Genomic DNA, 21,465 nt, shown 5'->3' with positions numbered 1-21,465 from the left:
TACCCTCCTAAGTTCATTATTGTTACTGTTTATAGTTCTGTATAAAATAATAATACCCTTTCTATGCTTATTATTATTCATCAGATGTATCGCTAAAATACCTAAGTAAACCAGAATAAATAGCCCATGCAACTTTTTCTTGATATTCTGGGTCATTTAACAGTCTTTCCTCTTTAGGATTTGATAAAAATCCACATTCTATTAATACTGCTGGAGCTTTTGATTCTCTTATTATATATACACTGTCTCGTGGTTGTGGTACTCTATTATTATTTTTATCTAAAGTATTCTTCAATTCCTCCTGAATAACTAAGGCTAACTTTTTACTTTCTTCACACCCCTTCTTATAAAAGGTCTGTGCTCCATAATATCTAGACTGAGGAAAACTATTTAAATGAATAGATATAAACACATCCGGCTCACTATCATTAATAAGTATTCTTCTATTTCTTAAATCTTCATTCTTTTTAGCTCTATAAGTGTCTGATTTTTCTGTATATAAACCTTCATCTTCTTCTCTAGTGAGAATAACTATACCACCACTTTGTTCTATAAGTCGCCTCAAATTTAAAGAAATAGCCAAGTTTATGTCGTCTTCATTTTTATCAAAATGTCCTACTGCACCAGGGTCAACACCACCATGCCCTGGGTCTATTGCTATTACCTTATCTAGTATAGGCAAAAAAAATGCTGGTTCTTCTGATTCTTTTTTAGAGGGTATAAATAAATATATTAGCAAGCCTATAATTACTATAGGTATTATTAAAAGATGTTTCTTTTTAATTATAATAATCTTCATTGAACTCCCCCTATGTTTTAAAACAAAAAATAATACTATCTATTTATTGAATAAAAGACTCTATAATAACAATATTCAAATTTCATTTGCAATATTACAGAGCACAAAAAAACACTGGAGTAACTCCAGTGTTTTTTCCACATATATATAAGTACATGCAACATTATCTTTTTGAGAATTGTGGTGCACGTCTTGCTTTTTTAAGTCCGTATTTTTTCCTTTCTTTCATTCTTGGGTCTCTAGTTAAGAAACCAGCTTTCTTTAATATAGGTCTTAATTCGCTGTCAGCTTTAAGTAATGCTCTAGAAATTCCGTGCTTGATAGCTCCAGCTTGACCTGTAAATCCTCCTCCATTTACATTTACAAGTACATCATATTTATCAATTGTGTCTGTAATGATTAGAGGCTCTTTAACTTGCACTTTTAATGTTTCTAAATCAAAATATTCATCAAGGTCTCTTTTATTTACAGTTATATTTCCTGACCCTGGTACTAATCTAACCCTAGCTACTGACTTTTTTCTTCTACCTGTTCCGTAGTATTGAACTTTAGCCACTTATAGTCCTCCCTTCCTAAGCATTATATTTCGTAAACTTCAGGTTTTTGAGCATCATGATTATGTTCTGCTCCTCTATATACTCTTAATTTACGCATCATTTTTCTTCCTAGCTTATTCTTTGGAAGCATTCCCTTAACTGCTGCTTCAATAGCTAGTTCAGGCTTTTCAGCCATTAATTTTTTATAAGGTATTTCTCTTAAACCACCTGGATATCCTGTGTGGTATCTGTATAATTTTTGCTCTAACTTTTTACCTGTTAAAACAGCTTTTTCTGCATTTATTACTATTACATGGTCACCACAATCTACATGTGGAGTGTAAGTTGGTTTATGTTTTCCTCTTAATATTTTTGCTATTTCTGAAGCAAGTCTACCTAGTGTTTTACCTTCTGCGTCTACTATATACCATTTTCTCTCTACTTCATTTGGCTTTGCTATATAGCTTTTCATTCTTTTCCCTCCTTATCACAGCAGTAGTACTAACTTGTATCTATTATAAAATCCGGGGCTAGTGGATTTTATTAGCCTACACTCTTATATATTGTAATACATGGAGCCTAGCGTGTCAAGACATTCCCTAATTATTAGTAAATACAATTATTTACTTTCTTATCTCACTATTATTATAGTAAACCCTATATAAGTAAAGTCCTTGAGGTAATGCTGTATGTCCTGCATTACTTCTATCCTTTGACTTTATTATATTAGGAATATCTTCTACCTTTATCTTATTATTACCTACTTCAATCAAAGTCCCCACTATTATTCTTACCATATTATAAAGAAAGCCATTTCCTTTTATTCTAAACTCAATTGTTGAATCTTTTTTTAATACCGAAAAATCATATATAGTTCTTACAGTATCCTTAACAGAGCTTCCTGATGACATAAAGCCTTTAAAGTCATAGGTGTCTATGAAGTACTTACTCGCTGCCTTAATATTTTCAACATCTAACTTATATGGAACATAATACGCATAATTCCTAAGTAGCGGACTTCTTGTTTTATTATTATATACTAAATATCTATATTCTTTACCTACAGCACTATATCTAGAATGAAAATCTTCACCTACTTCTTCTGATTCTTTTATAGATATGTCCTCTGGTAATTGGCTGTTTAATGCAAATTTTATCCTATCTGCTGGTATTCTTGAAGCAGTATTAAAGTTAGCAACTTGTGCTTTCGCATGTACACCTCTATCAGTTCTCCCTGCTCCTATTATCTTAATCTCTTCTCCTGTGATTTTATTTATTGCTTTCTCTATCTCTTCTTGAACCGTAATAACATTAGGTTGCTTCTGCCACCCATAAAATCTCGTTCCATCGTATTCTATTGTTAGCTTTATGTTCCTCATATTATACACCTACATAAAATATCTACTAAATATTATTATAGCAATTAAAATACCTGTTATACTTAAGGCAATATAGTCTCTTCTAGACATAGCAAGTTGTCTCATTCTAGTTCTATTATCTCCGCCTCTGTAACATCTAGCTTCCATTGCCATTGCTAGCTCATCTGCTCTTCTAAAGGCACTTATGAACAATGGTACTAATAATGGAACTAAGCTTTTAGCTCTATTTAATACATTACCACTCTCAAAATCTGCTCCTCTAGCCTTTTGAGCCTTCATAATTTTATCAGTTTCCTCAAGTAAAGTAGGTATAAACCTTAATGCAATTGTCATCATCATAGCTAATTCATGTGCTGGTACACCAATTTTCTTAAAAGGATTTAAAAGCTTCTCTATGCCATCAGTTAGCAATATAGGAGATGTAGTCAGAGTAAGTAAAGACGTTCCTACTATTAAAAATATTAATCTTAGTGCCATAAACGTAGCTTGATAAAGACCTTCTTTAGTAACATCCAATGGACCTAACTCAAATATAACCTCACCACTGGTCATAAAAACGTTTATAGCAAAGGTAATAAATATTATAATCATTAAGGGTTTAAGACCTTTTAATATATATTTCAGTGGCACTTTTGATAATGCAATAGCACTCATTATAAAAGCTACTACAAAAACATAAGGTAAAAAACTATCTATAAAAAATAATGAAATTATAAATAAAAAAGTAATAAGTATCTTAACCCTTGGATCTAATTTATGTATTATAGTTTCACCTGGAAAATATTGTCCTATTGTTATATCTTTAAGCATTCTTATTTCCCCTTAAATACCTTAAAATTTCTTCCTTAGCCTCATCAACAGTCAACACAACTTCTGATATATCTTTACCTTGTTTTTTTAATTCTCTCATAAAATAAGTAATCTGTGGAACGCCTAATCCTAATTCTTCCAGTTCATCTACTCGTTTAAATATTTCACGAGGCTTACCTACCATTGCTACTTTCCCTTTATTCATTACAATAATTTTATCAACTAATCTTGCAATGTCTTCCATACTATGTGAAACAAGTATTATTGTCATGTTATGCTTTTCGTGCAATTCTTTTATTTGACCTAATATTTCATCTCTACCCCTTGGGTCTAATCCTGCGGTAGGTTCGTCAAGAATTAGGACTTCAGGTTTCATCGCTAATACACCTGCTATTGCTACTCTTCTTCTCTGACCTCCACTTAATTCAAAAGGTGATCTATCTTTAACTAGCTTAAAATCAAGACCAACTAATTCCATAGCTTCTTTTACACGTTCATCTATTTGTTTTTCTGATAGACCTAAGTTTTGTGGACCAAATGCAATATCCTTATATACTGTTTCTTCAAACAGTTGGTGCTCCGGATATTGAAACACCAGTCCTACCTTCTGTCTAATCGTCTTAAGCTTTACACCTTTTGAAGTTATGTCAACTCCATCTATTTCTATTTTCCCCGATGTAGGTTTTATTAAACCATTTAGGTGTTGTATTAAAGTTGATTTACCTGAACCTGTATGTCCGATTAAACCCACAAATTCTCCGTCATTGATTTGTAAATTGACATTATCTAAAGCTTTAGTTTCAAATGGACTACCTGGATTATATATATATGTTAAGTTATTTATCAATATTGTCATATTACACTCACCAATTCCTCAACGGTTAATATATCCTTTGGTATCTGATAACCTTCTTTTCTAAGCTTATACGCTAATTCAGTGACCTGAGGTACATCTAATCCCAACTCTTTTATTTTTTCAACCTCACTAAAAACCTCTCTTGGTGTCCCTTCAAGTACAATTTCACCTTGCTCCATTACTATTATTCTATCTGCCTCTACTGCTTCATCCATATAATGAGTTATATGAACAATAGTCTTATTTTCTTCTTCATTCAACTTTTTTATTGTATTCATAACTTCTCTTCTACCTGATGGGTCCAACATAGCAGTCGGCTCATCTAAAATAATACACTCAGGTTTCATTGCTAATACACCTGCTATTGCCACTCTCTGTTTCTGTCCTCCAGATAACAGATGAGGTGCATGTTTTTTATATTGTTGCATTTCTACTACTTCTAATGCTTCATCTACTCTTCGCCTTATCTCTTTAGGCTCTACACCTTGATTTTCAGGTCCAAAAGCAACATCTTCTTCTACAATCGTAGCTACTAGCTGATTGTCTGGATTTTGAAAAACCATTCCTGCAGTCTGCCTAACTTCCCATATTTTATCTTCATCCGTTGTATCCATACCATTTACAAAAACTTTTCCCTTTGTAGGAACAAGCAAACTATTCATGAGTTTAGCTAATGTTGACTTTCCTGACCCGTTATGGCCTAAAACTACTAAAAACTCTCCTCTTTTTACTTCTAAACTTACATTTTTTAAAGCTGGTACTTTTTCATTCTCTCCATTTGAATATTGAAATGTAACATTATCAACTTTTATAATAGCGTTATCCATATTATCCCTCTTTTTAGCAGGAAATCTATACTTAATTTTATAGTACTTAAATATAATATAAATGTAATTCATTCACTAATAAACATTATACTAATTATCGCATATATTAGCAATAAACAATTATAATCTATTGTAGTATTTTATACTTTGTGAGTCAATTAAATCATAAAAACGGGGACTAAGTCTAAATATAGCTTAATCCCCTTTCTGCACTAAACTAATTCTATTATAACCATTTCAGCTCCGTCACCTCTACGAGGTCCTAATTTCATGATTCTTGTGTATCCACCATTTCTTTCTTCATATTTTGGAGCAATTTCATCAAATAAAGTTTTTACAACACTTTCATCATAAATGTATGCTAATGCTTGACGTCTAGCATGTAAGTCTCCTCTTTTTCCAAGAGTAATCATTTTTTCTGCTAATCGTCTAACTTCTTTAGCCTTAGCTTGTGTAGTCTTTATTCTACCATTTTTTAATAAGCTTGTAACTAAGTTTCTTAACATAGCTACTCTGTGGTCTGTAGTACGTCCAAGCTTTCTATGCATTGCCATCCTATATCCCTCCCTTTAGCTCTTCTTTTACTCTTCACTTTTCTTCAAGCTTAGTCCTAATTCTGCAAGCTTATTTTTAACTTCTTCAAGGGATTTCTTACCTAGGTTTCTAACTTTCATCATGTCTTCTTCAGTCTTATGAGTTAGTTCTTCAACTGTATTAATACCTGCTCTCTTAAGACAGTTGTAAGACCTTACAGATAAATCTAGCTCTTCAATAGTCATTTCTAGAACTTTTTCTTTTTCGTCCTCTTCTTTTTCAACCATTATTTCTACTTCACTTACATGCTCAGTTAAGTTAATAAACAAATTAAGATGCTCATTAACAATTTTTGAGCCTAGTGAAACAGCTTCATCTGGCTTAATAGTTCCATCCGTCCAAACTTCTAGTATCAATTTATCATAATCAGTAACATTTCCTACTCTTGTATTTTCTACAGAGAAATTAACTTTCTTAACAGGAGTATATATAGAGTCTATTGGAATAACTCCTATTGGTTGGTCTTCTTTTTTATTCCTTTCTGCTGACACATAGCCTCTACCTTTTTCCATTTCCATTTCCATTAAAAATTCTGCATCTTCTTCAAGAGTAGCTATGTGTAAGTCCTTATTAAGAATCTCCACATCAGGACCAGATATTATATCTCCTGCTTTTACATCGCAAGGTCCTTTAGCTTCAATTCTTAAACTAACAGGTTCATCTGTATGCATTATAGCCGCAATGTCTTTAATATTTAATATGATTTCAGACACATCTTCTAAAACTCCAGGGATTGTAGAAAACTCATGTAGTACCCCTTGGATTTTTATAGAAGTAACTGCAGCACCTGGTAATGATGAAAGTAACACTCGTCTAAGTGTATTTCCTAAAGTTGTAGCGTAACCTCTTTCTAAAGGCTCTACTACAAATTTACCATAGGTATTATCTTCACTTTGCTCAACGATATTAATTCTTGGCTTTTCTATTTCAATCATTAATTTAACCCTCCTTAAAGGCCTTTTAATACATTTCCGAGGGCCGGCTGATTCTATCTATATGCTATCACGCACTATTTAGAATACCACTCAACAATTAGATGCTCTTCAATTGGTATTTCTATATCTTCTCTTCTTGGTTCAGCAATAATCTTACCTTGCATATTTTCAGCATCTACTTCTAACCATTGAGGTACATTACCTCTATGACTTTCTACTAAGCCCTTGAACTTAGGTGAAGCTTTGCTTTTATCTTTAATTTCAATAACATCACCTATAGATGTTAAGTATGAAGGAACATCTACCTTCTTACCATTTACTGTGAAGTGTCCATGATTGATAAGCTGTCTTGCTTCTTTTCTTGATGCAGCAAGTCCTAATCTATATACAACATTATCTAATCTCATTTCACATACTTTTAATAAGTTTTCACCTGTAATTCCATCCATTTTATCTGCCATTTTGAAGTACTTTCTAAATTGTACCTCTGAAACTCCATAGTATCTACGTACTTTTTGTTTTTCTCTTAATTGGATTCCGTGGTTAGTTAATTTCTTTCTCATTTGACCATGTTGTCCTGGCGCATAGTTTCTTCTAGTTACTGGACATTTATCTGTATAGCATTTCTCTCCTTTTAAATAAAGCTTTTGTCCTTCTCTACGACAAAGTCTACATACCGGTCCTGTATATCTTGCCATACCTAGCACCTCCTGACTTTTTATTATTTTTTATACTCTTCTGCGTTTTGGTGGTCTACAACCGTTATGTGGTATTGGTGTAACGTCTTTAATTAGACTAACCTCTAAACCAGCAGCCTGTAATGACCTAATAGCAGCTTCTCTACCTGCTCCTGGTCCTTTCACATAAACTTCTACAGTCTTTAAACCATGTTCCATAGCTTTCTTAGCCGCTTCTTCTGCAACTAATGACGCTGCATATGGTGTTGATTTTCTTGAACCTTTAAATCCTAATTGTCCAGCACTTGACCATGCAATTGTATTTCCATGCACATCTGTTAAAGTTACGATTGTATTATTAAAAGTTGATTTAATATGTGCTTGACCTCTTTCTATGTTTTTACGCTCTCTTCTTCTTACACGGCTTTTCTTCGCTCTTTTAGCTACCATCCTGAAGTCCCTCCTTTGCTATTACTATTTTTTCTTACCAACTATCTTTTTAGGACCTTTTCTAGTTCTAGCATTAGTCTTTGTTTTTTGTCCTCTAACAGGAAGTCCTCTTCTATGTCTTATACCTCTGTAGCAGTTGATTTCTTTTAGTCTCTTAATATTCATAGCAACTTCTCTTCTTAAGTCACCTTCAACTGTGTATTTATCAATTTCACTTCTTAATTTACGTACTTCTTCTTCTGTTAAGTCTTTAACTCTTGTATCTGGATTTATTCCTGTTCTATCTAATATTTCATTTGCTGTAGATCTTCCTATACCATAGATATAAGTTAAGCCAATTTCTACTCTTTTATCTCTTGGTAAGTCAACACCTGCAATTCTGGCCATTTATACTTACACCTCCTAAATCTAAGATACTCGTTTTATATATAAAGCAGCCGCGTTTCTAACTTAAAGTATTGACTAAAACAATACTATACAAATTATACTAAAAAATATAATAGAAAACTAGACATAAAACAAGGATTTTTTTAATTAACCTTGTTTTTGTTTATGTCTAGGGTTTTCACATATAACCATTACTTTACCTTTTCTTTTGATGACTTTACATTTTTCACATATAGGCTTAACTGAAGGTCTTACTTTCACTATAATCCCTCCTCGCTACTTATTCCTCCACGTAATTCTTCCTCTAGTCAAGTCATAGGGTGATAACTCTACTGTAACCTTGTCTCCTGGTAAAATCCTTATAAAATTCATTCTTAGCTTACCTGAGATGTGAGCTAGAATTTCGTGTCCATTTTCTAATTTTACTTTAAACATTGCATTTGGTAGAGCCTCAACTACAGTTCCCTCTACCTCAATAACATCTTTTTTGGACATTAAACAATCCAACCTCCGTTCATATTTTTTATATCTCTTTATTAAATGGACTTAATGCTCTTCTAACATAAGCGTTATTAAACTTCTCTTTATTTATTATCTTTTTCTTTAGTTCATTTAATATTGTTTTATATACAATTAGATGCCTAATCTTCTTTTTCTTAGGTTTGCTAATCTTTCTAATGTCGCCATCTACTATTAAAACATACTTATCATCTATAATGTCAAAAACAACAAATACTCTGCCCTTATCTCTACCAGCCTTGGACCTAACTACCTGCCCAATCTCTATATCATTAGTAGTTTCCATGATTTCACCTCTTCTTATAAAGCAGTTAATATTTGCGGTTCACCGTCAGTTATTGCTATCGTATGTTCATAGTGAGCAGATGGCTTTCCATCCTTTGTAACAACAGTCCAATTATCTTGTAAAACTTCTACATGATATGTTCCTGCATTAACCATCGGTTCAATTGCTAGAACCATTCCTGGTCTTAATCTAGGGCCTCTTCCCGGTGGTCCAAAATTAGGAATCTGTGGGTCCTCATGCATATTCTGTCCGACTCCATGTCCTACAAAATCTCTAACAACAGAATATCCGTTTTTTTCAACATATTTTTGAATCGCATGGGATATGTCAGAAAGCCTATATCCAACTTTTGCATATTTTATTCCCTCATAAAAACTTTGCTTAGTTACTTCTATCAACTTTAACTTATCTTCTGACACATTTCCGACAGGATAGGTCTTAGCACCATCTCCATAATAACCATCCACTATAGTTCCTATATCTATACTAATAATATCGCCATCTTTTAATTTTTTTAGTCCAGGAATTCCATGGACTACTTCTTCATTAATTGATGCACATATACTTCCAGGAAATCCGTTATATCCTTTAAATGCTGGTTCAGCTTTATGTTTGCGAATAAATTCTTCTGCCGCTTCGTCTAATTCTTTAGTAGTTATTCCCGGTTTAATAAGTTTTTGAAGAAAGGCATGGGTCTCAGATACTAGCCTCCCAGCCCTTCTCAACTTTTCTATTTCTCTTTTTGTCTTTAAAATTATCATTATTCTCCGCTCCCTAGCACGCTAACTATATCGGAGAATACTGCATCGATATCTTGCTCTCCGTTTATATCTACTAAAATACCTTTTTCACTGTAGTAATCTATAAGTGGTTTTGTTTGTTCTAAATAAACTTCTATTCTCTTTGTAACAGTTTCTTCAGTATCGTCTTTTCTTTGATGTAACTCTCCACCACAAGCATCACATATATTGTCTTTCTTTGGTGGGTTGAATTTAACATGATAAGTTTCTCCACACTCTTTACAAACTCTTCTACCTACAGCTCTTTCTATTAAATTCTCTTTACTTACGCTAATATTAAGAACTTTATCTAAGCTAACATTTAAGTTAGAAAGCTCTGTATCTAAGGCATCAGCTTGAGCTACTGTTCTAGGGAAACCGTCCAATAAGAATCCTTCTTTACAATCATCTTTCATAAGTCTATCTTTAACAATAGCTACTACAACTTCATCCGGAACTAAAAAACCCTTATCCATATATTCTTTAGCCTTCTTACCTAATTCAGTTCCTTCTTTAATATTTTTTCTAAAAATATCTCCTGTTGATATATGTGGTATATTATACTTCTTTACTATTTTAGAAGCCTGAGTTCCCTTACCTGCTCCAGGAGGTCCTAATAAAATTAATCTCAAACTAATCATCTCCTTAAGGAGTAATTTTAGCCGTTAAATTTATTTCAAGAATCCTTTATAGTGTCTCATTAGCATTTGTGCTTCAATTTGTTTCATAGTTTCAAGTGCAACACCAACAACAATTAGAAGTGCTGTACCTCCAAATCTAATATTTAAATTTGTAAATGAGAATATTAATGTTGGTATTGAAGCTATTAATGCTAATGAAATAGCTCCTACTAAAGTAATTTTTGATAAAACTCTATTTAAATACTCTGACGTTGGCTTTCCAGGTCTTATACCAGGAATAAATCCACCGTATTGCTTTAAGTTATTAGCATATTCAACTGGATTAAATTGTACTGCTGTATAGAAATATGTGAAGAAAATAATTAATAATACATTTAAAATTGAGTATATCCATACTCCTGGGTTACCAGCTATTGATAAATACTTGCTAACCCATGCTGAAAATCCTCCACGGAAGAAAAATGCTAATGTTTGTGGGAATGCAAGTATTGATTGAGCAAAGATTACAGGAATAACTCCTGCCATTAATACCTTTAATGGTATATGAGAACTTTGTCCGCCGTACATTTTTCTTCCCACAACTCTTTTTGCATACTGTACTGGTATTTTTCTTTGTCCTTGTTGTATAGCAACAACTCCGACAATTATAAACAATGCAAATACTAAGAATACAAGTACTTCGATAATGTTTACTTCTCCAGCTTTTAAAAGCCCATAAATTCTAGCAATTCCACCAGGCAATCTAGAAATTATACCTGTGAAAATAATAAGTGAAATACCGTTACCTATACCTTTATCTGTAATTTGCTCTCCTAACCACATTAGGAACGCTGTACCTGCTGTTAATGTTATTACTACAACAGAAACAGATAAGAAATCTTTACTTATCAACGCTTTATTAAAGAATCCTATACTATATCCTATAGCTTGAATTAAAGCTAACACAACTGTTCCATATCTTGTATATTGAGCTATTTTCTTTCTCCCATCATCTTGTCTCGCTATTTCCTCAAGTTTAGGAATTGCAATAGTTAATAGCTGCATTATGATCGATGCAGTTATATAAGGATAAATGTTCAAAGCAAATATCGTAAAATCTTTAAAGGCTCCCCCAGCCATTAAATCTAGGAAGTCTAGCACCCCAGCTCCTTTATCTGTAAACATACTTGCTATTACCGACTTATCAATAAAAGGAACAGGAATGTTAGCTCCTAATCTAAATATAACTAACATTAATAAAGTAAATAAGATTCTCTTTCTTAAGTCAGGAATTTTCCAAGCATTCCTTAAAGTTGATAACATGTTAAATCACCTCTACCTTTCCCCCATTAGCCTCTATCTTTTCAACAGCAGAGCTGCTGAATTTATGAGCTTTTACAGTAAGTTTTTTACTTAACTCACCATCTCCAAGTATTTTTACTCCATCTTGAAGCTTCTTGATAATGCCAGCTTCTTTTAGTAATTCTGGAGTTACTTCTGTTTCGTCTTCGAATCTATTTAAATCTTTTACATTAACAACAGTATATTTCTTAGCAAATATGTTAGTAAATCCTCTCTTTGGTAATCTTCTGTATAAAGGCATTTGGCCTCCCTCGAAACCTGGTCTTACTCCACCACCAGAACGTGAGTTTTGACCATCTTGTCCTCTACCAGAAGTTTTACCAAGGCCAGAAGCTCTACCTCTTCCTACTCTTTTACCTTTTTTTATGCTACCTTCACTTGGTCTTAACTCATGTAGTTTCATAACGGCACCTCCTTTTGACGATTTTACTATTCTACAACTTCTACCATGTGCTTTACTTTTTCAATCATACCTCTTGTTTGCGGAGTATCTTCTTTTTCCACAACTTGACCTATTTTCTTTAACCCTAGTGCTTCAACTGTTCTTCTTTGCTTTTCACTTTTTCCTATTTTACTTCTTAAAAGTTTTATTTTAATCTTAGCCAAGGTAATTCCCCCCTAACCTAATAACTCTTCTACTGATTTTCCTCTTAATTTCGCTACTTCTTCTGCTGTCTTTAATGAGTTTAGTCCTTCTATCGTAGCATTTACCATGTTTCTAGGGTTATTAGAACCTAATGACTTAGTTCTTATATCTCTAATTCCAGCTAACTCTAATACAGCACGAACTGGACCACCTGCAATAACTCCAGTACCTTCTTCAGCTGGTTTTAACAGAACTCTTGCTGCTCCGAATTCTCCTGTTATTTCATGTGGTATAGTAGTATTTACTATAGGTACTTTAATTAAATGTTTTTTAGCATCTTGAATTGCTTTTCTTATTGCATCAGGTATTTCTAATGCTTTAGCCATACCTACACCTACATGACCGTTTTCATCTCCAACAACAACTAATGCGCTAAATCTGAAGTTTCTACCACCTTTTACAACTTTAGTTACACGGTTTATATTAACAACTTTTTCTTTTAAGTCCAATTGACTTGCATCAATGCGTCCTCGTTGCATTCCTCTTCCCCTCCTTTGTTTTAAAATTTAAGTCCACCTTCTCTTGCACCTTCAGCAAGTTCTTTAACTCTTCCGTGGTATATATATCCACCTCTATCGAATACAACACTTTCAATGCCTTTCTCTAAAGCTCTTTTAGCTACAGTTTCTCCTACTAATTTAGCCGCTTCTTTTTTAGTTAATGAATCAGCTTTTTCTTTAATGTCTTTATCTAAAGTAGAAGCAGCAACTAATGTATGACCTGATACATCATCAATTATTTGTGCATATATATGATTTAAGCTTCTAAAAACATTAAATCTAGGTCTTTCAGGAGTACCATAGATTTTTTTTCTTATTTTTCTATGTCTTTGCACTCTTTTTTTGTTTTTATCTACTTTTTTTATCACCCATGCTCACTCCTTTCCTATTATTTAGCTGCCTTACCTTCTTTACGTCTTACTACTTCTCCCTCGTATCTTATACCTTTACCTTTGAAAGGCTCAGGTTTTCTTAATTCTCTAATTACAGCCGCATAGTTACCAACTTTTTGTTTGTCTATACCTTTTACTATAATTTTTGTATTTGAAGGAACTTCAGTTTCAATTCCCTCTGGGTCTTCCATTTCAACTGGGTGTGAGAAACCTAAGTTCAGTACTAATTTCTTACCTTGTTTTTGAGCACGGTATCCTACACCAACAATTTCTAAAGTTTTAGTATAACCTTTAGTTACACCTTCTATCATATTAGAAATCAAAGTTCTAGTTAATCCATGTAAAGACTTATGCTTTTTATTTTCTGTAGGTCTTTTAACCGTCATTACATTTTCTTCCATTTCAATAATCATATCTCTTGATAGCTGTTGTTCTAATTGACCCATAGGTCCTTTCACTACTATATAATTATTATCGTCTAGTTTGATATCTACTCCATCAGGGATATTAATTGGTTTTAAACCTATCCTTGACATGCCTGCACCTCCTATTCCTTAGATCGTGTCTTTTCTTACTATTACCATACATAGCAAAGAACTTCTCCGCCTACACCTTCTTTTCTAGCATGCTTATCAGTTAATATACCTTTAGATGTAGACATAATTGCTATTCCTAAACCACCTAAAACTTTTGGTATTTCGTCTTTCTTAGCGTAAACTCTAAGTCCTGGCTTAGATATTCTCTTAAGTCCAGTTATTACCTTTTCGTTACCATTTACATACTTAAGTTCTACTCTTAAAATACCTTGTTTACCATCATCTATTACATTAAATCCTTTAATATATCCTTCATCTAATAAAATTTGAGCGATAGCCTTTTTAATATTTGAAGCTGGAACATCAACAGTCTCGTGTCTAGCGTTGTTACCATTTCTTATTCTTGTTAGCATATCCGCAATTGGATCAGTCATTACCATGAGAGTTTACCTCCTTCCATCTAAACAATATGTTATTACCAGCTCGCTTTTTTAACTCCAGGTATCTGTCCTTTGTAAGCTAGTTCTCTAAAGCATATACGGCAAATACCAAACTTTCTTAGGTAACCATGTGGTCTACCGCATATTCTACATCTATTGTACTTTCTTGTACTATATTTCGGCTTTCTTTGTTGTTTTACCTTTAAAGCTTTTCTAGCCACTTTTTTCCCTCCTTTTTACTTTTTAAAGGGCATCCCTAATAAAGCTAATAACTCTCTCGCTTCTTCGTCTGTCTTAGCTGTTGTAACTACAATTATGTCCATACCCCTAACTCTATCAACTTTATCGTACTCTATTTCAGGGAAAATTAATTGCTCTTTAATCCCTAATGCATAGTTACCTCTTCCATCAAATGCAGTAGGTGAAACCCCTCTGAAGTCTCTAACCCTTGGAAGAGCTATATTAACTAATTTATCTAAGAAATGATACATTCTTTCTCCTCTTAAAGTAACTTTACATCCAACTGGCATTCCTTCACGAATCTTGAAGTTTGATACTGATTTTTTAGCTCTAGTAACAGCTGGTTTTTGACCAGAAATTAGAGCTAACTCTTCTATAGCAGCTTCGAATGATTTTGGATTTTCCTTAGCATCTCCAATCCCCATGTTGATAACAATTTTCTCTAATTTAGGAACTTCCATAATGTTATCGTATTTAAATTTCTCCATTAATGCCGGAATAACTTCTTTGTTGTATTTTTCTTTTAAACGCGCTGTCATTTTGTGACCTCCTTTCACACAGTGCTATTAGTCTAGAACTTCACCGCATTTTTTACAAACTCTAACCTTATTTCCGTTATCTAATAATTTATGTCCTATTCTTACTCCTTGCTTACATTTATCACAATATATCATCACGTTTGATACGTGTATTGGACCCTCTTGATGAATAATTCCTCCTTGTTGTAATTGAGGATTTGGTCTTTGGTGCTTAGTTACCATGTTAGCACCTTCAACTATAACTCTGTCTTTCTTAGGTATAGCAGTTAGCACTTTTCCTTTTTTACCTTTATCTTTACCTGCTATTACTACTACTGTATCCCCTTTCTTTACATGCATTGATTACACCTCCTCTTATAATACTTCTGGTGCCAATGAAATAATTTTCATGAACTTTCCGTCTCTAAGTTCTCTTGTTACCGGACCGAATATACGTGTACCTACTGGTTGTTTATCATCTTTTATAATAACCGCTGCATTTTCATCGAACTTAATGTAGCTACCATCTTCTCTTCTAATACCTTTATTAGTTCTAACTATAACTGCTTTAACTACTTGACCTTTTTTTACAACACCTCCAGGTGTTGCACTTTTAACACTAGCTACCACTATATCTCCAATGTTAGCATATCTTCTATTCGAACCACCTAAAACTCTAATAACTAATAGTTCTTTAGCTCCTGAGTTATCAGCTACTTTTAATCTTGATTCATTCTGAACCATTTAACACCCTCCCTTCACTAGCTGTAAGGATTATTTAGCTTTTTCTACTATTTCAACCAATCTCCATCTCTTTTGTCTTGATAATGGTCTAGTTTCCATAATTTTAACCTTATCTCCTACTCTACACTCATTCTTTTCATCATGTGCTTTAAATTTAGTTGTTCTTTTAACTTGCTTTCCGTATAAAGGATGTGAAACAAAAGTTTCTACAGCAACAACTATAGTTTTATCCATTTTATCACTTACTACGCGTCCAACTCTAGTCTTTCTATTTCCTCTAGCCAATTTAATAGCCCTCCTTTCTGGTAACTACTATGCATTAACTTTTTTCAATTCTCTTTCTCTCAAAACGGTTTTTATACGAGCTATATCTTTTCTAACAGCTTTAATTCTCATTGGATTATCAAGTTGACCAGTAGCTAATTGAAATCTCAAGTTGAATAGTTCTGACTTGAATTCAGCTAATTTTTCGTTTAATTCCTGCTCAGTCATTTGACGTAATTCACTAGCTTTCATCAGCTTCACCACCCTTTTCAGTTGCATCTTCACGAGTCACGAATTTACATTTGATTGGTAACTTGTGAGATGCTAATCTCATAGCCTCTCTAGCAACATCCTCAGGTATTCCAGCCATCTCGAACAAGATTCTTCCTGGTTTAACTACTGCTACCCAGTACTCTGGTGAACCTTTACCTTTACCCATACGAACTTCAGCTGGCTTTCTAGTAACCGGTTTATCCGGGAATACTTTTATCCAGATTTTTCCGCCTCTTTTAACGTGTCTTGTCATAGCTCTTCTGGCTGCTTCTATTTGATTTGAAGTTATCCAAGCTGGCTCTAATGCTTGTAATCCAAACTCTCCGTAAGTCACTTTGTTACCTCTAGTAGCTTTCCCTTTCATTCTTCCTCTATGAACTCTACGACGTTTTACTCTTTTAGGCATTAACATAAGTCTTCATCCTCCTTCCTAACGGAATATCCTATCTTTTTTTGCTAGCTTTTTTATTTTCACCTTTGTTATCCACTACTTTTTTTGGTAGAACTTCTCCTTTATAAATCCAAACCTTTACGCCTATCTTTCCGTATGTTGTATCAGCTTCTGCAAAACCATAATCGATATCCGCTCTTAATGTTTGTAAAGGTATAGTTCCTTCACTGTATCTTTCTGTTCTAGCCATGTCAGCACCATTAAGTCTTCCTGATACAGAAGTTTTAATACCTTTTGCACCCGCGCGCATAGCTCTTTGAATTGATTGCTTCATAGCTCTTCTGAAAGAAATTCTTCTCTCAATTTGACTTGCTATATTTTCTGCTACTAACTGAGCATCTTTCTCTGGAGTCTTAACTTCCTCTACGTTAACTATTATCTTCTTACCTGTTAATTTTTCAAGCTCTTTCCTTAATTGTTCTACGCCCGAACCACCTTTTCCGATTACCATTCCAGGCTTAGCTGTATAAATGTTAATTTTTACTCTGTTAGCCGCTCTTTCAATTTCTATTTTTGAAATCCCTGCAATATATAGTTTAGTTTTTATATGTTCACGGATTTTGTGATCCTCAATCAGATAATCTGAAAAGTTTTTATTATCAGCATACCATTTTGAATCCCAGTCCTTAATTACTCCAACTCTTAATCCATGTGGATTTACTTTCTGACCCATTAATTTCCCTCCTTTTCTAGTCTCTTTCTTTAACAACTACACCTACGTGACTTGTTCTCTTTAATATTTGATACGCTCTACCTTGAGCTCTTGGTCTCCATCTTTTAAGTGTTGGTCCTTGATTCGCGTACACTTCTGATATATATAAGTTATCTCTATCCATATCGAAGTTGTTTTCTGCATTCGCTACAGCTGACTTAACTACTTTTTCTAAAACTCTAGCACCTTTTCTAGGTGTGAACTTTAATATTGCAAGCGCTTCATCAACCTGCTTACCTCTCACTAAGTCAGCAACTGGTTTTACTTTTCTTGGCGAAATTCGTACATACTTAGCTATTGCTCTAGCTTCCACTTAAGGCCCCTCCTTTCGTCTATTTAACTCCTGTTGATTTTTCAGATTTATCCGCGTGACCTCTATACGTTCTTGTTGGCGCAAACTCTCCTAACTTATGACCAACCATATCTTCCGTTATATATACAGGTACATGTTTTCTACCATCATGAACAGCTATTGTGTGACCAATCATTTCCGGGAATATCGTCGAACGACGTGACCAAGTTTTAATAACCTTCTTTTCGCCTTTTTCATTTAACGCTTTAACCTTCTTCATCAAGTGCTCGTCGCAAAATGGTCCTTTCTTTAATGATCTACCCATTCTAAATCCTCCTTTCAGCCTATATTGCACCTATTATGCCACTCTACTATCACTTATATTATTTACGGTTTCTTCTTCTAACAATAAACTTATCAGATTTTTTATTTTTCTTACGAGTTTTATATCCAAGTGTTGGTTTACCCCAAGGAGTAACAGGGCTCGGTCTACCAATTGGAGCTCTACCCTCACCACCACCGTGTGGATGGTCATTAGGGTTCATAACACTACCTCTAACTGTAGGTCTGATACCCATATGTCTCTTTCTACCCGCTTTACCTACTGTAATATTTTCATGGTCTATATTTCCTACTTGACCTATTGTAGCTCTACACTCAACATGAATCATTCTAACTTCGCCTGATGGAAGTTTAACTTGTGCATATTTGCCTTCTTTAGCTACTAATTGAGCTGAGTTACCAGCTGATCTAACCAACTGTCCACCTTTTCCTGGTTTTAACTCTATATTATGAATTGTTGTACCCACTGGAATACTTCTAAGTGGTAATGCATTACCTATTTTAATATCAACATTTTCCCCTGATTCTATAATATCTCCAACTTTTAACTTGTATGGTGCGATTATATACCTTTTTTCTCCGTCAGCATAGTGAATTAGAGCTATGTTAGCAGTTCTATTCGGATCATACTCTATAGCTGCTACTTTTCCAGGCACACCATCTTTATTTCTTTTAAAATCTATAATTCTATACTTCCTTTTTACTCCTCCACCTCTATGACGAACAGTTATTTTACCTTGTGAATTCCTTCCAGCTTTCTTTGTTAGAGGAGCTAAAAGTGATTTTTCTGGCTCTTTCTTTGTGATTTCCTCAAAAGTGGAAACCGTCATCTGTCTCAAACCCGGTGAAGTAGGCTTAAACTTTTTAATACCCATTTCTGTTCCCTCCTTCTAACTTAAGTCTACATCCTACATTCCTTCAAAGAACTCGATACCTTTACTATCTTCCGTAAGTTTTACTATGGCTTTTTTCCAACTAGCTCTTCTTCCTTGATGTACTCCCATTCTTTTCATCTTACCGTTCATATTCATAGTATTAACTTTATCCACTTTCACATCAAAGATTTGTTCAATCGCATTTTTAATTTCTGTCTTGTTAGCTTTTTTATCCACAACGAAAGTATATTTTCCGTCTGCCATATCATCCATACTTTTTTCAGTTATAACCGGTTTAATGATTATATCGTGTGGGTTACGCATTATGCATACACCTCCTCCACTTTCCTTACAGCTGCTTTCGTGATAACAAATGAGTCATATTTTAATATATCATAAACGTTTAATGTGTTTACTAAAGTAGTTTCAACTCCTGAAATGTTTCTTGCTGATTTAACTACATTTTCATCTTTTTCATCTAAAACTATAAGCACTTTTTTATTTGAGTTTATATTCTTCAAGATATTAACCATATCTTTAGTTTTTGGCTCATTCATTTTAAGCTCATCTAAAACTACAAGCTCATCATTTTGTACTTTTGAACTTAAAGCCGATTTCATAGCTAATCTTTTAACTTTCTTAGGTATTCTGTAGCTATAATCTCTTGGCTTTGGTGCAAATACTACACCACCACCAGTCCAGTGTGGAGCTCTTATACTACCTTGACGCGCTCTACCTGTTCCTTTTTGTCTCCAAGGCTTTCTTCCTCCACCTCTTACTTCTGTTCTAGTTCTAGCTGATTGAGTACCTTGTCTTTTATTTGCAAGTTGATTCTTAACTACTTCATATAAAACATGCTCATTAACTTCTACTCCGAATACAGAATCGCTTAACTCGATATCTCCAATCTGTTCTCCTGACACGTTATATAAAGCTACCTTAGGCATAATTAGTCCTCCTTTCTACCGAAGCTTATTTAGACACTTTAACTGATTCTTTTATAGTTAACAGTCCACCCTTTGGACCTGGAACTGCTCCTTTAACTAGCAATAAATTTCTTTCAACATCTACTTTTACTACTTCTAAGTTTTGAACAGTAACCTTTTTATGACCCATGTGTCCTGGCAACTTTTTAGATTTAAATACTCTTGATGGATACGCAGATGCTCCCATTGAACCTACCGCTCTATGATATTTAGAACCATGAGTTTCTGGTCCTCTTGATTGATTATGTCTTTTAATAACACCTTGGAATCCCTTACCTTTTGAAATTCCCGTGATATCTACTTTTTCTCCTTCTTCGAATATGTCAACTTTAATTTCTTGTCCTACTTCATACTCATCTAAATTTTCCACTCTAAATTCTTTTAAATACTTTTTGTAAGCAACATCCGCTTTATCAAAATGCCCTTTCATTGGCTTGTTAAGTTTCTTTTCTTTAACATCCTCAAAACCAATTTGGATTGCGTTATATCCCTCTTTTTCTTCAGTTCTCTTTTGAACAACAGTTACTCCTTTTGTCTCAATAACTGTCACTGGTACAACCGTACCATCCTCTTTGAAAACTTGAGTCATTCCAACTTTTCTACCTAAAATACCTTTCATTTTATACACCTCCTGTTTTCTTACAGCGGATTACACCCAAAGTGCAATCATACTAAGCAGAGTGTGTAAAATTAACAACTTCTCCACTTAATATCAATTACTATAATTTTATTTCAATGTCAACACCAGCAGGTAGATTTAATCTCATTAGAGAATCTACTGTTTTTGGTGTAGGATTAGTAATGTCGATTAATCTTTTATGAGTTCTTTGTTCGAACTGCTCTCTAGAGTCTTTATACTTGTGAACTGCCCTTAAGATTGTGATTACTTGTTTTTCAGTTGGTAATGGTATTGGTCCTGATACATTAGCACCTGTTCTTTTAGCTGTTTCTACAATTTTTTGCGCTGATGTATCTAATAATTCATGGTCATATGCTTTTAGTCTGATTCTTATTTTTTGCTTTCCACTTGCTTTATTAGCCATTTCAAAATTCCCTCCTTTACTATCGCATGTTTATACATACACAACATACGACATGGGATTGCCAATACACTCAACCGGGTGTGTTGAATTGTTCCAAAAAATTTAATGGCAATACCAGTCGCCCCATTTTAAACGGGACATACTCAGCAAAAATTACCTGATTCTCATCAGCAACCTTTTGCCTCATTGCATGTAAGTAGCATACTTTAATATTTTAACTTATATCCAAGTAAAACTCAAGACCTTATAACATTTTTTTCAGATTATTTTTTTACATTTTGTTAATAAAGCCAAGATATTAAAAGAAGGGAAAGTCCCTTCTTTTAATATCTTTTTTTAAATTACTCAATGATTTCAGTTACAACACCAGCACCTACAGTTCTTCCACCTTCACG

General features: G+C 33.8%; 39 protein-coding genes. All 39 read right to left on the bottom strand.

From position 1 onward, the window contains the following. Positions 1-73 precede the first annotated feature (73 nt). A complete protein-coding gene (gene cwlD / locus L21TH_RS04615) occupies positions 74-799 on the bottom strand; it encodes an N-acetylmuramoyl-L-alanine amidase CwlD (RefSeq protein ID WP_006310572.1) in 726 nt (241 codons plus the stop codon). Positions 800-962: 163 nt separating this feature from the next. Next, the gene (gene rpsI, locus L21TH_RS04610) at positions 963-1,355 is read right to left on the bottom strand and encodes a 30S ribosomal protein S9 (RefSeq protein WP_006310571.1); all 393 of its coding nucleotides are present in this window, start codon (positions 1,353-1,355) and stop codon (positions 963-965) included. A gap of 23 nt (positions 1,356-1,378) precedes the next feature. Beyond that, a complete protein-coding gene (gene rplM / locus L21TH_RS04605) occupies positions 1,379-1,807 on the bottom strand; it encodes a 50S ribosomal protein L13 (protein ID WP_006310569.1) in 429 nt (142 codons plus the stop codon). Positions 1,808-1,958: 151 nt separating this feature from the next. Then, positions 1,959-2,714, bottom strand: coding sequence for a tRNA pseudouridine(38-40) synthase TruA (gene truA / locus L21TH_RS04600; protein ID WP_006310568.1), 756 nt, complete (start codon positions 2,712-2,714; stop codon positions 1,959-1,961). 9 nt (positions 2,715-2,723) lie between these two features. Further along, the gene (locus tag L21TH_RS04595; RefSeq protein WP_006310567.1) at positions 2,724-3,524 is read right to left on the bottom strand and encodes an energy-coupling factor transporter transmembrane component T family protein; all 801 of its coding nucleotides are present in this window, start codon (positions 3,522-3,524) and stop codon (positions 2,724-2,726) included. Then, positions 3,517-4,380 (bottom strand): energy-coupling factor transporter ATPase, encoded by an 864-nt coding sequence (locus tag L21TH_RS04590; protein WP_006310566.1) that lies wholly within the window; start codon positions 4,378-4,380, stop codon positions 3,517-3,519. The genes L21TH_RS04595 and L21TH_RS04590 overlap by 8 nt, the downstream gene beginning before the upstream one ends. Further along, positions 4,377-5,207: an energy-coupling factor transporter ATPase gene (locus L21TH_RS04585; RefSeq protein WP_006310565.1), complete on the bottom strand. Its 831-nt coding sequence runs from the start codon at positions 5,205-5,207 to the stop codon at positions 4,377-4,379. The genes L21TH_RS04590 and L21TH_RS04585 overlap by 4 nt, the downstream gene beginning before the upstream one ends. Positions 5,208-5,419: 212 nt before the next feature. Further along, entirely contained in the window at positions 5,420-5,761 is a 342-nt protein-coding gene (gene rplQ, locus L21TH_RS04580; RefSeq protein WP_006310564.1) for a 50S ribosomal protein L17, read from the bottom strand. 27 nt (positions 5,762-5,788) lie between these two features. Next, positions 5,789-6,736, bottom strand: coding sequence for a DNA-directed RNA polymerase subunit alpha (locus L21TH_RS04575; RefSeq protein ID WP_006310563.1), 948 nt, complete (start codon positions 6,734-6,736; stop codon positions 5,789-5,791). 74 nt (positions 6,737-6,810) lie between these two features. Continuing rightward, the gene (gene rpsD, locus L21TH_RS04570; RefSeq protein ID WP_006310562.1) at positions 6,811-7,434 is read right to left on the bottom strand and encodes a 30S ribosomal protein S4; all 624 of its coding nucleotides are present in this window, start codon (positions 7,432-7,434) and stop codon (positions 6,811-6,813) included. 30 nt (positions 7,435-7,464) lie between these two features. Then, positions 7,465-7,863, bottom strand: coding sequence for a 30S ribosomal protein S11 (gene rpsK, locus L21TH_RS04565; protein ID WP_006310561.1), 399 nt, complete (start codon positions 7,861-7,863; stop codon positions 7,465-7,467). 24 nt (positions 7,864-7,887) lie between these two features. Then, the gene (rpsM, locus tag L21TH_RS04560) at positions 7,888-8,250 is read right to left on the bottom strand and encodes a 30S ribosomal protein S13 (RefSeq protein ID WP_006310560.1); all 363 of its coding nucleotides are present in this window, start codon (positions 8,248-8,250) and stop codon (positions 7,888-7,890) included. Between the two features lie 147 nt (positions 8,251-8,397). Next, the gene (gene rpmJ / locus L21TH_RS04555; RefSeq protein ID WP_006310559.1) at positions 8,398-8,511 is read right to left on the bottom strand and encodes a 50S ribosomal protein L36; all 114 of its coding nucleotides are present in this window, start codon (positions 8,509-8,511) and stop codon (positions 8,398-8,400) included. Positions 8,512-8,526: 15 nt separating this feature from the next. Continuing rightward, positions 8,527-8,745 (bottom strand): translation initiation factor IF-1, encoded by a 219-nt coding sequence (gene infA, locus L21TH_RS04550; protein WP_006310558.1) that lies wholly within the window; start codon positions 8,743-8,745, stop codon positions 8,527-8,529. Positions 8,746-8,773: 28 nt separating this feature from the next. Then, positions 8,774-9,055 (bottom strand): KOW domain-containing RNA-binding protein, encoded by a 282-nt coding sequence (locus L21TH_RS04545; protein ID WP_006310557.1) that lies wholly within the window; start codon positions 9,053-9,055, stop codon positions 8,774-8,776. A gap of 14 nt (positions 9,056-9,069) precedes the next feature. After that, a complete protein-coding gene (gene map / locus L21TH_RS04540) occupies positions 9,070-9,816 on the bottom strand; it encodes a type I methionyl aminopeptidase (RefSeq protein WP_006310556.1) in 747 nt (248 codons plus the stop codon). Then, positions 9,816-10,466 carry an adenylate kinase gene (locus L21TH_RS04535; RefSeq protein WP_006310555.1) on the bottom strand — a complete coding sequence of 217 codons (651 nt, stop codon included), beginning with the start codon at positions 10,464-10,466 and terminating at the stop codon, positions 9,816-9,818. Before L21TH_RS04535 ends, map begins: the two co-directional genes overlap by 1 nt. A 39-nt stretch (positions 10,467-10,505) precedes the next feature. Beyond that, the gene (secY, locus tag L21TH_RS04530) at positions 10,506-11,777 is read right to left on the bottom strand and encodes a preprotein translocase subunit SecY (protein WP_006310554.1); all 1,272 of its coding nucleotides are present in this window, start codon (positions 11,775-11,777) and stop codon (positions 10,506-10,508) included. Between the two features lies 1 nt (position 11,778). Then, positions 11,779-12,219 (bottom strand): 50S ribosomal protein L15, encoded by a 441-nt coding sequence (rplO, locus tag L21TH_RS04525; RefSeq protein WP_006310553.1) that lies wholly within the window; start codon positions 12,217-12,219, stop codon positions 11,779-11,781. A gap of 26 nt (positions 12,220-12,245) precedes the next feature. Beyond that, positions 12,246-12,422 carry a 50S ribosomal protein L30 gene (gene rpmD, locus L21TH_RS04520; protein WP_006310551.1) on the bottom strand — a complete coding sequence of 59 codons (177 nt, stop codon included), beginning with the start codon at positions 12,420-12,422 and terminating at the stop codon, positions 12,246-12,248. 12 nt (positions 12,423-12,434) lie between these two features. Further along, on the bottom strand, positions 12,435-12,941 hold the full coding sequence (gene rpsE / locus L21TH_RS04515; protein ID WP_006310550.1) for a 30S ribosomal protein S5: 507 nt from the start codon (positions 12,939-12,941) through the stop codon (positions 12,435-12,437). A gap of 20 nt (positions 12,942-12,961) precedes the next feature. Next, positions 12,962-13,330, bottom strand: a complete 369-nt coding sequence (gene rplR, locus L21TH_RS04510; protein ID WP_006310549.1) for a 50S ribosomal protein L18 — start codon at positions 13,328-13,330, stop codon at positions 12,962-12,964. 20 nt (positions 13,331-13,350) lie between these two features. Continuing rightward, positions 13,351-13,890 carry a 50S ribosomal protein L6 gene (rplF, locus tag L21TH_RS04505; RefSeq protein ID WP_006310548.1) on the bottom strand — a complete coding sequence of 180 codons (540 nt, stop codon included), beginning with the start codon at positions 13,888-13,890 and terminating at the stop codon, positions 13,351-13,353. Positions 13,891-13,931: 41 nt separating this feature from the next. Beyond that, positions 13,932-14,330, bottom strand: a complete 399-nt coding sequence (gene rpsH / locus L21TH_RS04500; RefSeq protein ID WP_006310547.1) for a 30S ribosomal protein S8 — start codon at positions 14,328-14,330, stop codon at positions 13,932-13,934. A gap of 35 nt (positions 14,331-14,365) precedes the next feature. Beyond that, complete coding sequence (locus L21TH_RS04495) at positions 14,366-14,551, bottom strand: type Z 30S ribosomal protein S14 (protein WP_006310546.1); 186 nt, start codon at positions 14,549-14,551, stop codon at positions 14,366-14,368. 15 nt (positions 14,552-14,566) lie between these two features. After that, a complete protein-coding gene (gene rplE, locus L21TH_RS04490) occupies positions 14,567-15,109 on the bottom strand; it encodes a 50S ribosomal protein L5 (protein ID WP_006310545.1) in 543 nt (180 codons plus the stop codon). Positions 15,110-15,136: 27 nt separating this feature from the next. After that, complete coding sequence (rplX, locus tag L21TH_RS04485; protein WP_006310544.1) at positions 15,137-15,448, bottom strand: 50S ribosomal protein L24; 312 nt, start codon at positions 15,446-15,448, stop codon at positions 15,137-15,139. Between the two features lie 15 nt (positions 15,449-15,463). Next, complete coding sequence (rplN, locus tag L21TH_RS04480) at positions 15,464-15,832, bottom strand: 50S ribosomal protein L14 (RefSeq protein WP_006310542.1); 369 nt, start codon at positions 15,830-15,832, stop codon at positions 15,464-15,466. 30 nt (positions 15,833-15,862) lie between these two features. Next, positions 15,863-16,117, bottom strand: coding sequence for a 30S ribosomal protein S17 (rpsQ, locus tag L21TH_RS04475; RefSeq protein ID WP_006310541.1), 255 nt, complete (start codon positions 16,115-16,117; stop codon positions 15,863-15,865). A gap of 27 nt (positions 16,118-16,144) precedes the next feature. Next, a complete protein-coding gene (gene rpmC, locus L21TH_RS04470) occupies positions 16,145-16,348 on the bottom strand; it encodes a 50S ribosomal protein L29 (protein WP_006310540.1) in 204 nt (67 codons plus the stop codon). Then, the gene (gene rplP, locus L21TH_RS04465) at positions 16,338-16,781 is read right to left on the bottom strand and encodes a 50S ribosomal protein L16 (RefSeq protein ID WP_006310539.1); all 444 of its coding nucleotides are present in this window, start codon (positions 16,779-16,781) and stop codon (positions 16,338-16,340) included. Before rplP ends, rpmC begins: the two co-directional genes overlap by 11 nt. Before the next feature lie 31 nt (positions 16,782-16,812). Next, entirely contained in the window at positions 16,813-17,493 is a 681-nt protein-coding gene (gene rpsC / locus L21TH_RS04460; RefSeq protein ID WP_006310538.1) for a 30S ribosomal protein S3, read from the bottom strand. Between the two features lie 16 nt (positions 17,494-17,509). Continuing rightward, positions 17,510-17,845, bottom strand: coding sequence for a 50S ribosomal protein L22 (gene rplV / locus L21TH_RS04455; RefSeq protein ID WP_006310537.1), 336 nt, complete (start codon positions 17,843-17,845; stop codon positions 17,510-17,512). Positions 17,846-17,864: 19 nt separating this feature from the next. Beyond that, positions 17,865-18,149, bottom strand: a complete 285-nt coding sequence (gene rpsS / locus L21TH_RS04450; RefSeq protein WP_006310535.1) for a 30S ribosomal protein S19 — start codon at positions 18,147-18,149, stop codon at positions 17,865-17,867. A 58-nt stretch (positions 18,150-18,207) separates the two neighbouring features. After that, on the bottom strand, positions 18,208-19,041 hold the full coding sequence (gene rplB / locus L21TH_RS04445) for a 50S ribosomal protein L2 (RefSeq protein WP_006310534.1): 834 nt from the start codon (positions 19,039-19,041) through the stop codon (positions 18,208-18,210). Between the two features lie 33 nt (positions 19,042-19,074). Continuing rightward, entirely contained in the window at positions 19,075-19,365 is a 291-nt protein-coding gene (gene rplW, locus L21TH_RS04440) for a 50S ribosomal protein L23 (RefSeq protein WP_006310533.1), read from the bottom strand. Then, the gene (rplD, locus tag L21TH_RS04435) at positions 19,365-19,988 is read right to left on the bottom strand and encodes a 50S ribosomal protein L4 (RefSeq protein WP_006310532.1); all 624 of its coding nucleotides are present in this window, start codon (positions 19,986-19,988) and stop codon (positions 19,365-19,367) included. The genes rplW and rplD overlap by 1 nt, the downstream gene beginning before the upstream one ends. A gap of 25 nt (positions 19,989-20,013) precedes the next feature. Next, positions 20,014-20,646, bottom strand: a complete 633-nt coding sequence (gene rplC / locus L21TH_RS04430) for a 50S ribosomal protein L3 (RefSeq protein ID WP_006310531.1) — start codon at positions 20,644-20,646, stop codon at positions 20,014-20,016. Positions 20,647-20,746: 100 nt separating this feature from the next. Then, positions 20,747-21,070: a 30S ribosomal protein S10 gene (gene rpsJ / locus L21TH_RS04425; RefSeq protein ID WP_006310530.1), complete on the bottom strand. Its 324-nt coding sequence runs from the start codon at positions 21,068-21,070 to the stop codon at positions 20,747-20,749. Between the last annotated feature and the right edge of the window lie 395 nt (positions 21,071-21,465).

This window comes from Caldisalinibacter kiritimatiensis (assembly GCF_000387765.1).
Lineage (GTDB): Bacteria > Bacillota > Clostridia > Tissierellales > Caldisalinibacteraceae > Caldisalinibacter > Caldisalinibacter kiritimatiensis.
This window is presented reverse-complemented; position numbering and strand designations above follow the sequence as displayed.

Bases quoted from the DNA above. Each gene is read 5' to 3' on its own strand.
- rplO (WP_006310553.1), bottom strand. From the start codon at position 12,219: ATGAAACTACATGAGTTAAGACCAAGTGAAGGTAGCATAAAAAAAGGT.
- L21TH_RS04590 (WP_006310566.1), bottom strand. From the start codon at position 4,380: ATGACAATATTGATAAATAACTTAACATATATATATAATCCAGGTAGT.
- secY (WP_006310554.1), bottom strand. From the start codon at position 11,777: ATGTTATCAACTTTAAGGAATGCTTGGAAAATTCCTGACTTAAGAAAG.
- rpsC (WP_006310538.1), bottom strand. From the start codon at position 17,493: ATGGGTCAGAAAGTAAATCCACATGGATTAAGAGTTGGAGTAATTAAG.
- L21TH_RS04575 (WP_006310563.1), bottom strand. From the start codon at position 6,736: ATGATTGAAATAGAAAAGCCAAGAATTAATATCGTTGAGCAAAGTGAA.
- rplX (WP_006310544.1), bottom strand. From the start codon at position 15,448: ATGCATGTAAAGAAAGGGGATACAGTAGTAGTAATAGCAGGTAAAGAT.
- rpsM (WP_006310560.1), bottom strand. From the start codon at position 8,250: ATGGCCAGAATTGCAGGTGTTGACTTACCAAGAGATAAAAGAGTAGAA.
- cwlD (WP_006310572.1), bottom strand. From the start codon at position 799: ATGAAGATTATTATAATTAAAAAGAAACATCTTTTAATAATACCTATA.
- rplD (WP_006310532.1), bottom strand. From the start codon at position 19,988: ATGCCTAAGGTAGCTTTATATAACGTGTCAGGAGAACAGATTGGAGAT.
- rplP (WP_006310539.1), bottom strand. From the start codon at position 16,781: ATGTTAATGCCTAAAAGAGTAAAACGTCGTAGAGTTCATAGAGGAAGA.
- rpsK (WP_006310561.1), bottom strand. From the start codon at position 7,863: ATGGTAGCTAAAAGAGCGAAGAAAAGCCGTGTAAGAAGAAGAGAGCGT.
- rpsS (WP_006310535.1), bottom strand. From the start codon at position 18,149: ATGGGTAGATCATTAAAGAAAGGACCATTTTGCGACGAGCACTTGATG.
- truA (WP_006310568.1), bottom strand. From the start codon at position 2,714: ATGAGGAACATAAAGCTAACAATAGAATACGATGGAACGAGATTTTAT.
- rpsJ (WP_006310530.1), bottom strand. From the start codon at position 21,070: ATGGCTAATAAAGCAAGTGGAAAGCAAAAAATAAGAATCAGACTAAAA.
- map (WP_006310556.1), bottom strand. From the start codon at position 9,816: ATGATAATTTTAAAGACAAAAAGAGAAATAGAAAAGTTGAGAAGGGCT.
- L21TH_RS04585 (WP_006310565.1), bottom strand. From the start codon at position 5,207: ATGGATAACGCTATTATAAAAGTTGATAATGTTACATTTCAATATTCA.
- rpsE (WP_006310550.1), bottom strand. From the start codon at position 12,941: ATGCAACGAGGACGCATTGATGCAAGTCAATTGGACTTAAAAGAAAAA.
- rpmC (WP_006310540.1), bottom strand. From the start codon at position 16,348: ATGAAAGCTAGTGAATTACGTCAAATGACTGAGCAGGAATTAAACGAA.
- rplC (WP_006310531.1), bottom strand. From the start codon at position 20,646: ATGAAAGGTATTTTAGGTAGAAAAGTTGGAATGACTCAAGTTTTCAAA.
- rplW (WP_006310533.1), bottom strand. From the start codon at position 19,365: ATGCGTAACCCACACGATATAATCATTAAACCGGTTATAACTGAAAAA.
- L21TH_RS04595 (WP_006310567.1), bottom strand. From the start codon at position 3,524: ATGCTTAAAGATATAACAATAGGACAATATTTTCCAGGTGAAACTATA.
- rpsH (WP_006310547.1), bottom strand. From the start codon at position 14,330: ATGGTAATGACTGATCCAATTGCGGATATGCTAACAAGAATAAGAAAT.
- rplQ (WP_006310564.1), bottom strand. From the start codon at position 5,761: ATGGCAATGCATAGAAAGCTTGGACGTACTACAGACCACAGAGTAGCT.
- rplF (WP_006310548.1), bottom strand. From the start codon at position 13,890: ATGTCAAGGATAGGTTTAAAACCAATTAATATCCCTGATGGAGTAGAT.
- infA (WP_006310558.1), bottom strand. From the start codon at position 8,745: ATGTCCAAAAAAGATGTTATTGAGGTAGAGGGAACTGTAGTTGAGGCT.
- rplB (WP_006310534.1), bottom strand. From the start codon at position 19,041: ATGGGTATTAAAAAGTTTAAGCCTACTTCACCGGGTTTGAGACAGATG.
- rplE (WP_006310545.1), bottom strand. From the start codon at position 15,109: ATGACAGCGCGTTTAAAAGAAAAATACAACAAAGAAGTTATTCCGGCA.
- rplN (WP_006310542.1), bottom strand. From the start codon at position 15,832: ATGGTTCAGAATGAATCAAGATTAAAAGTAGCTGATAACTCAGGAGCT.
- L21TH_RS04545 (WP_006310557.1), bottom strand. From the start codon at position 9,055: ATGGAAACTACTAATGATATAGAGATTGGGCAGGTAGTTAGGTCCAAG.
- rplM (WP_006310569.1), bottom strand. From the start codon at position 1,807: ATGAAAAGCTATATAGCAAAGCCAAATGAAGTAGAGAGAAAATGGTAT.
- rpsD (WP_006310562.1), bottom strand. From the start codon at position 7,434: ATGGCAAGATATACAGGACCGGTATGTAGACTTTGTCGTAGAGAAGGA.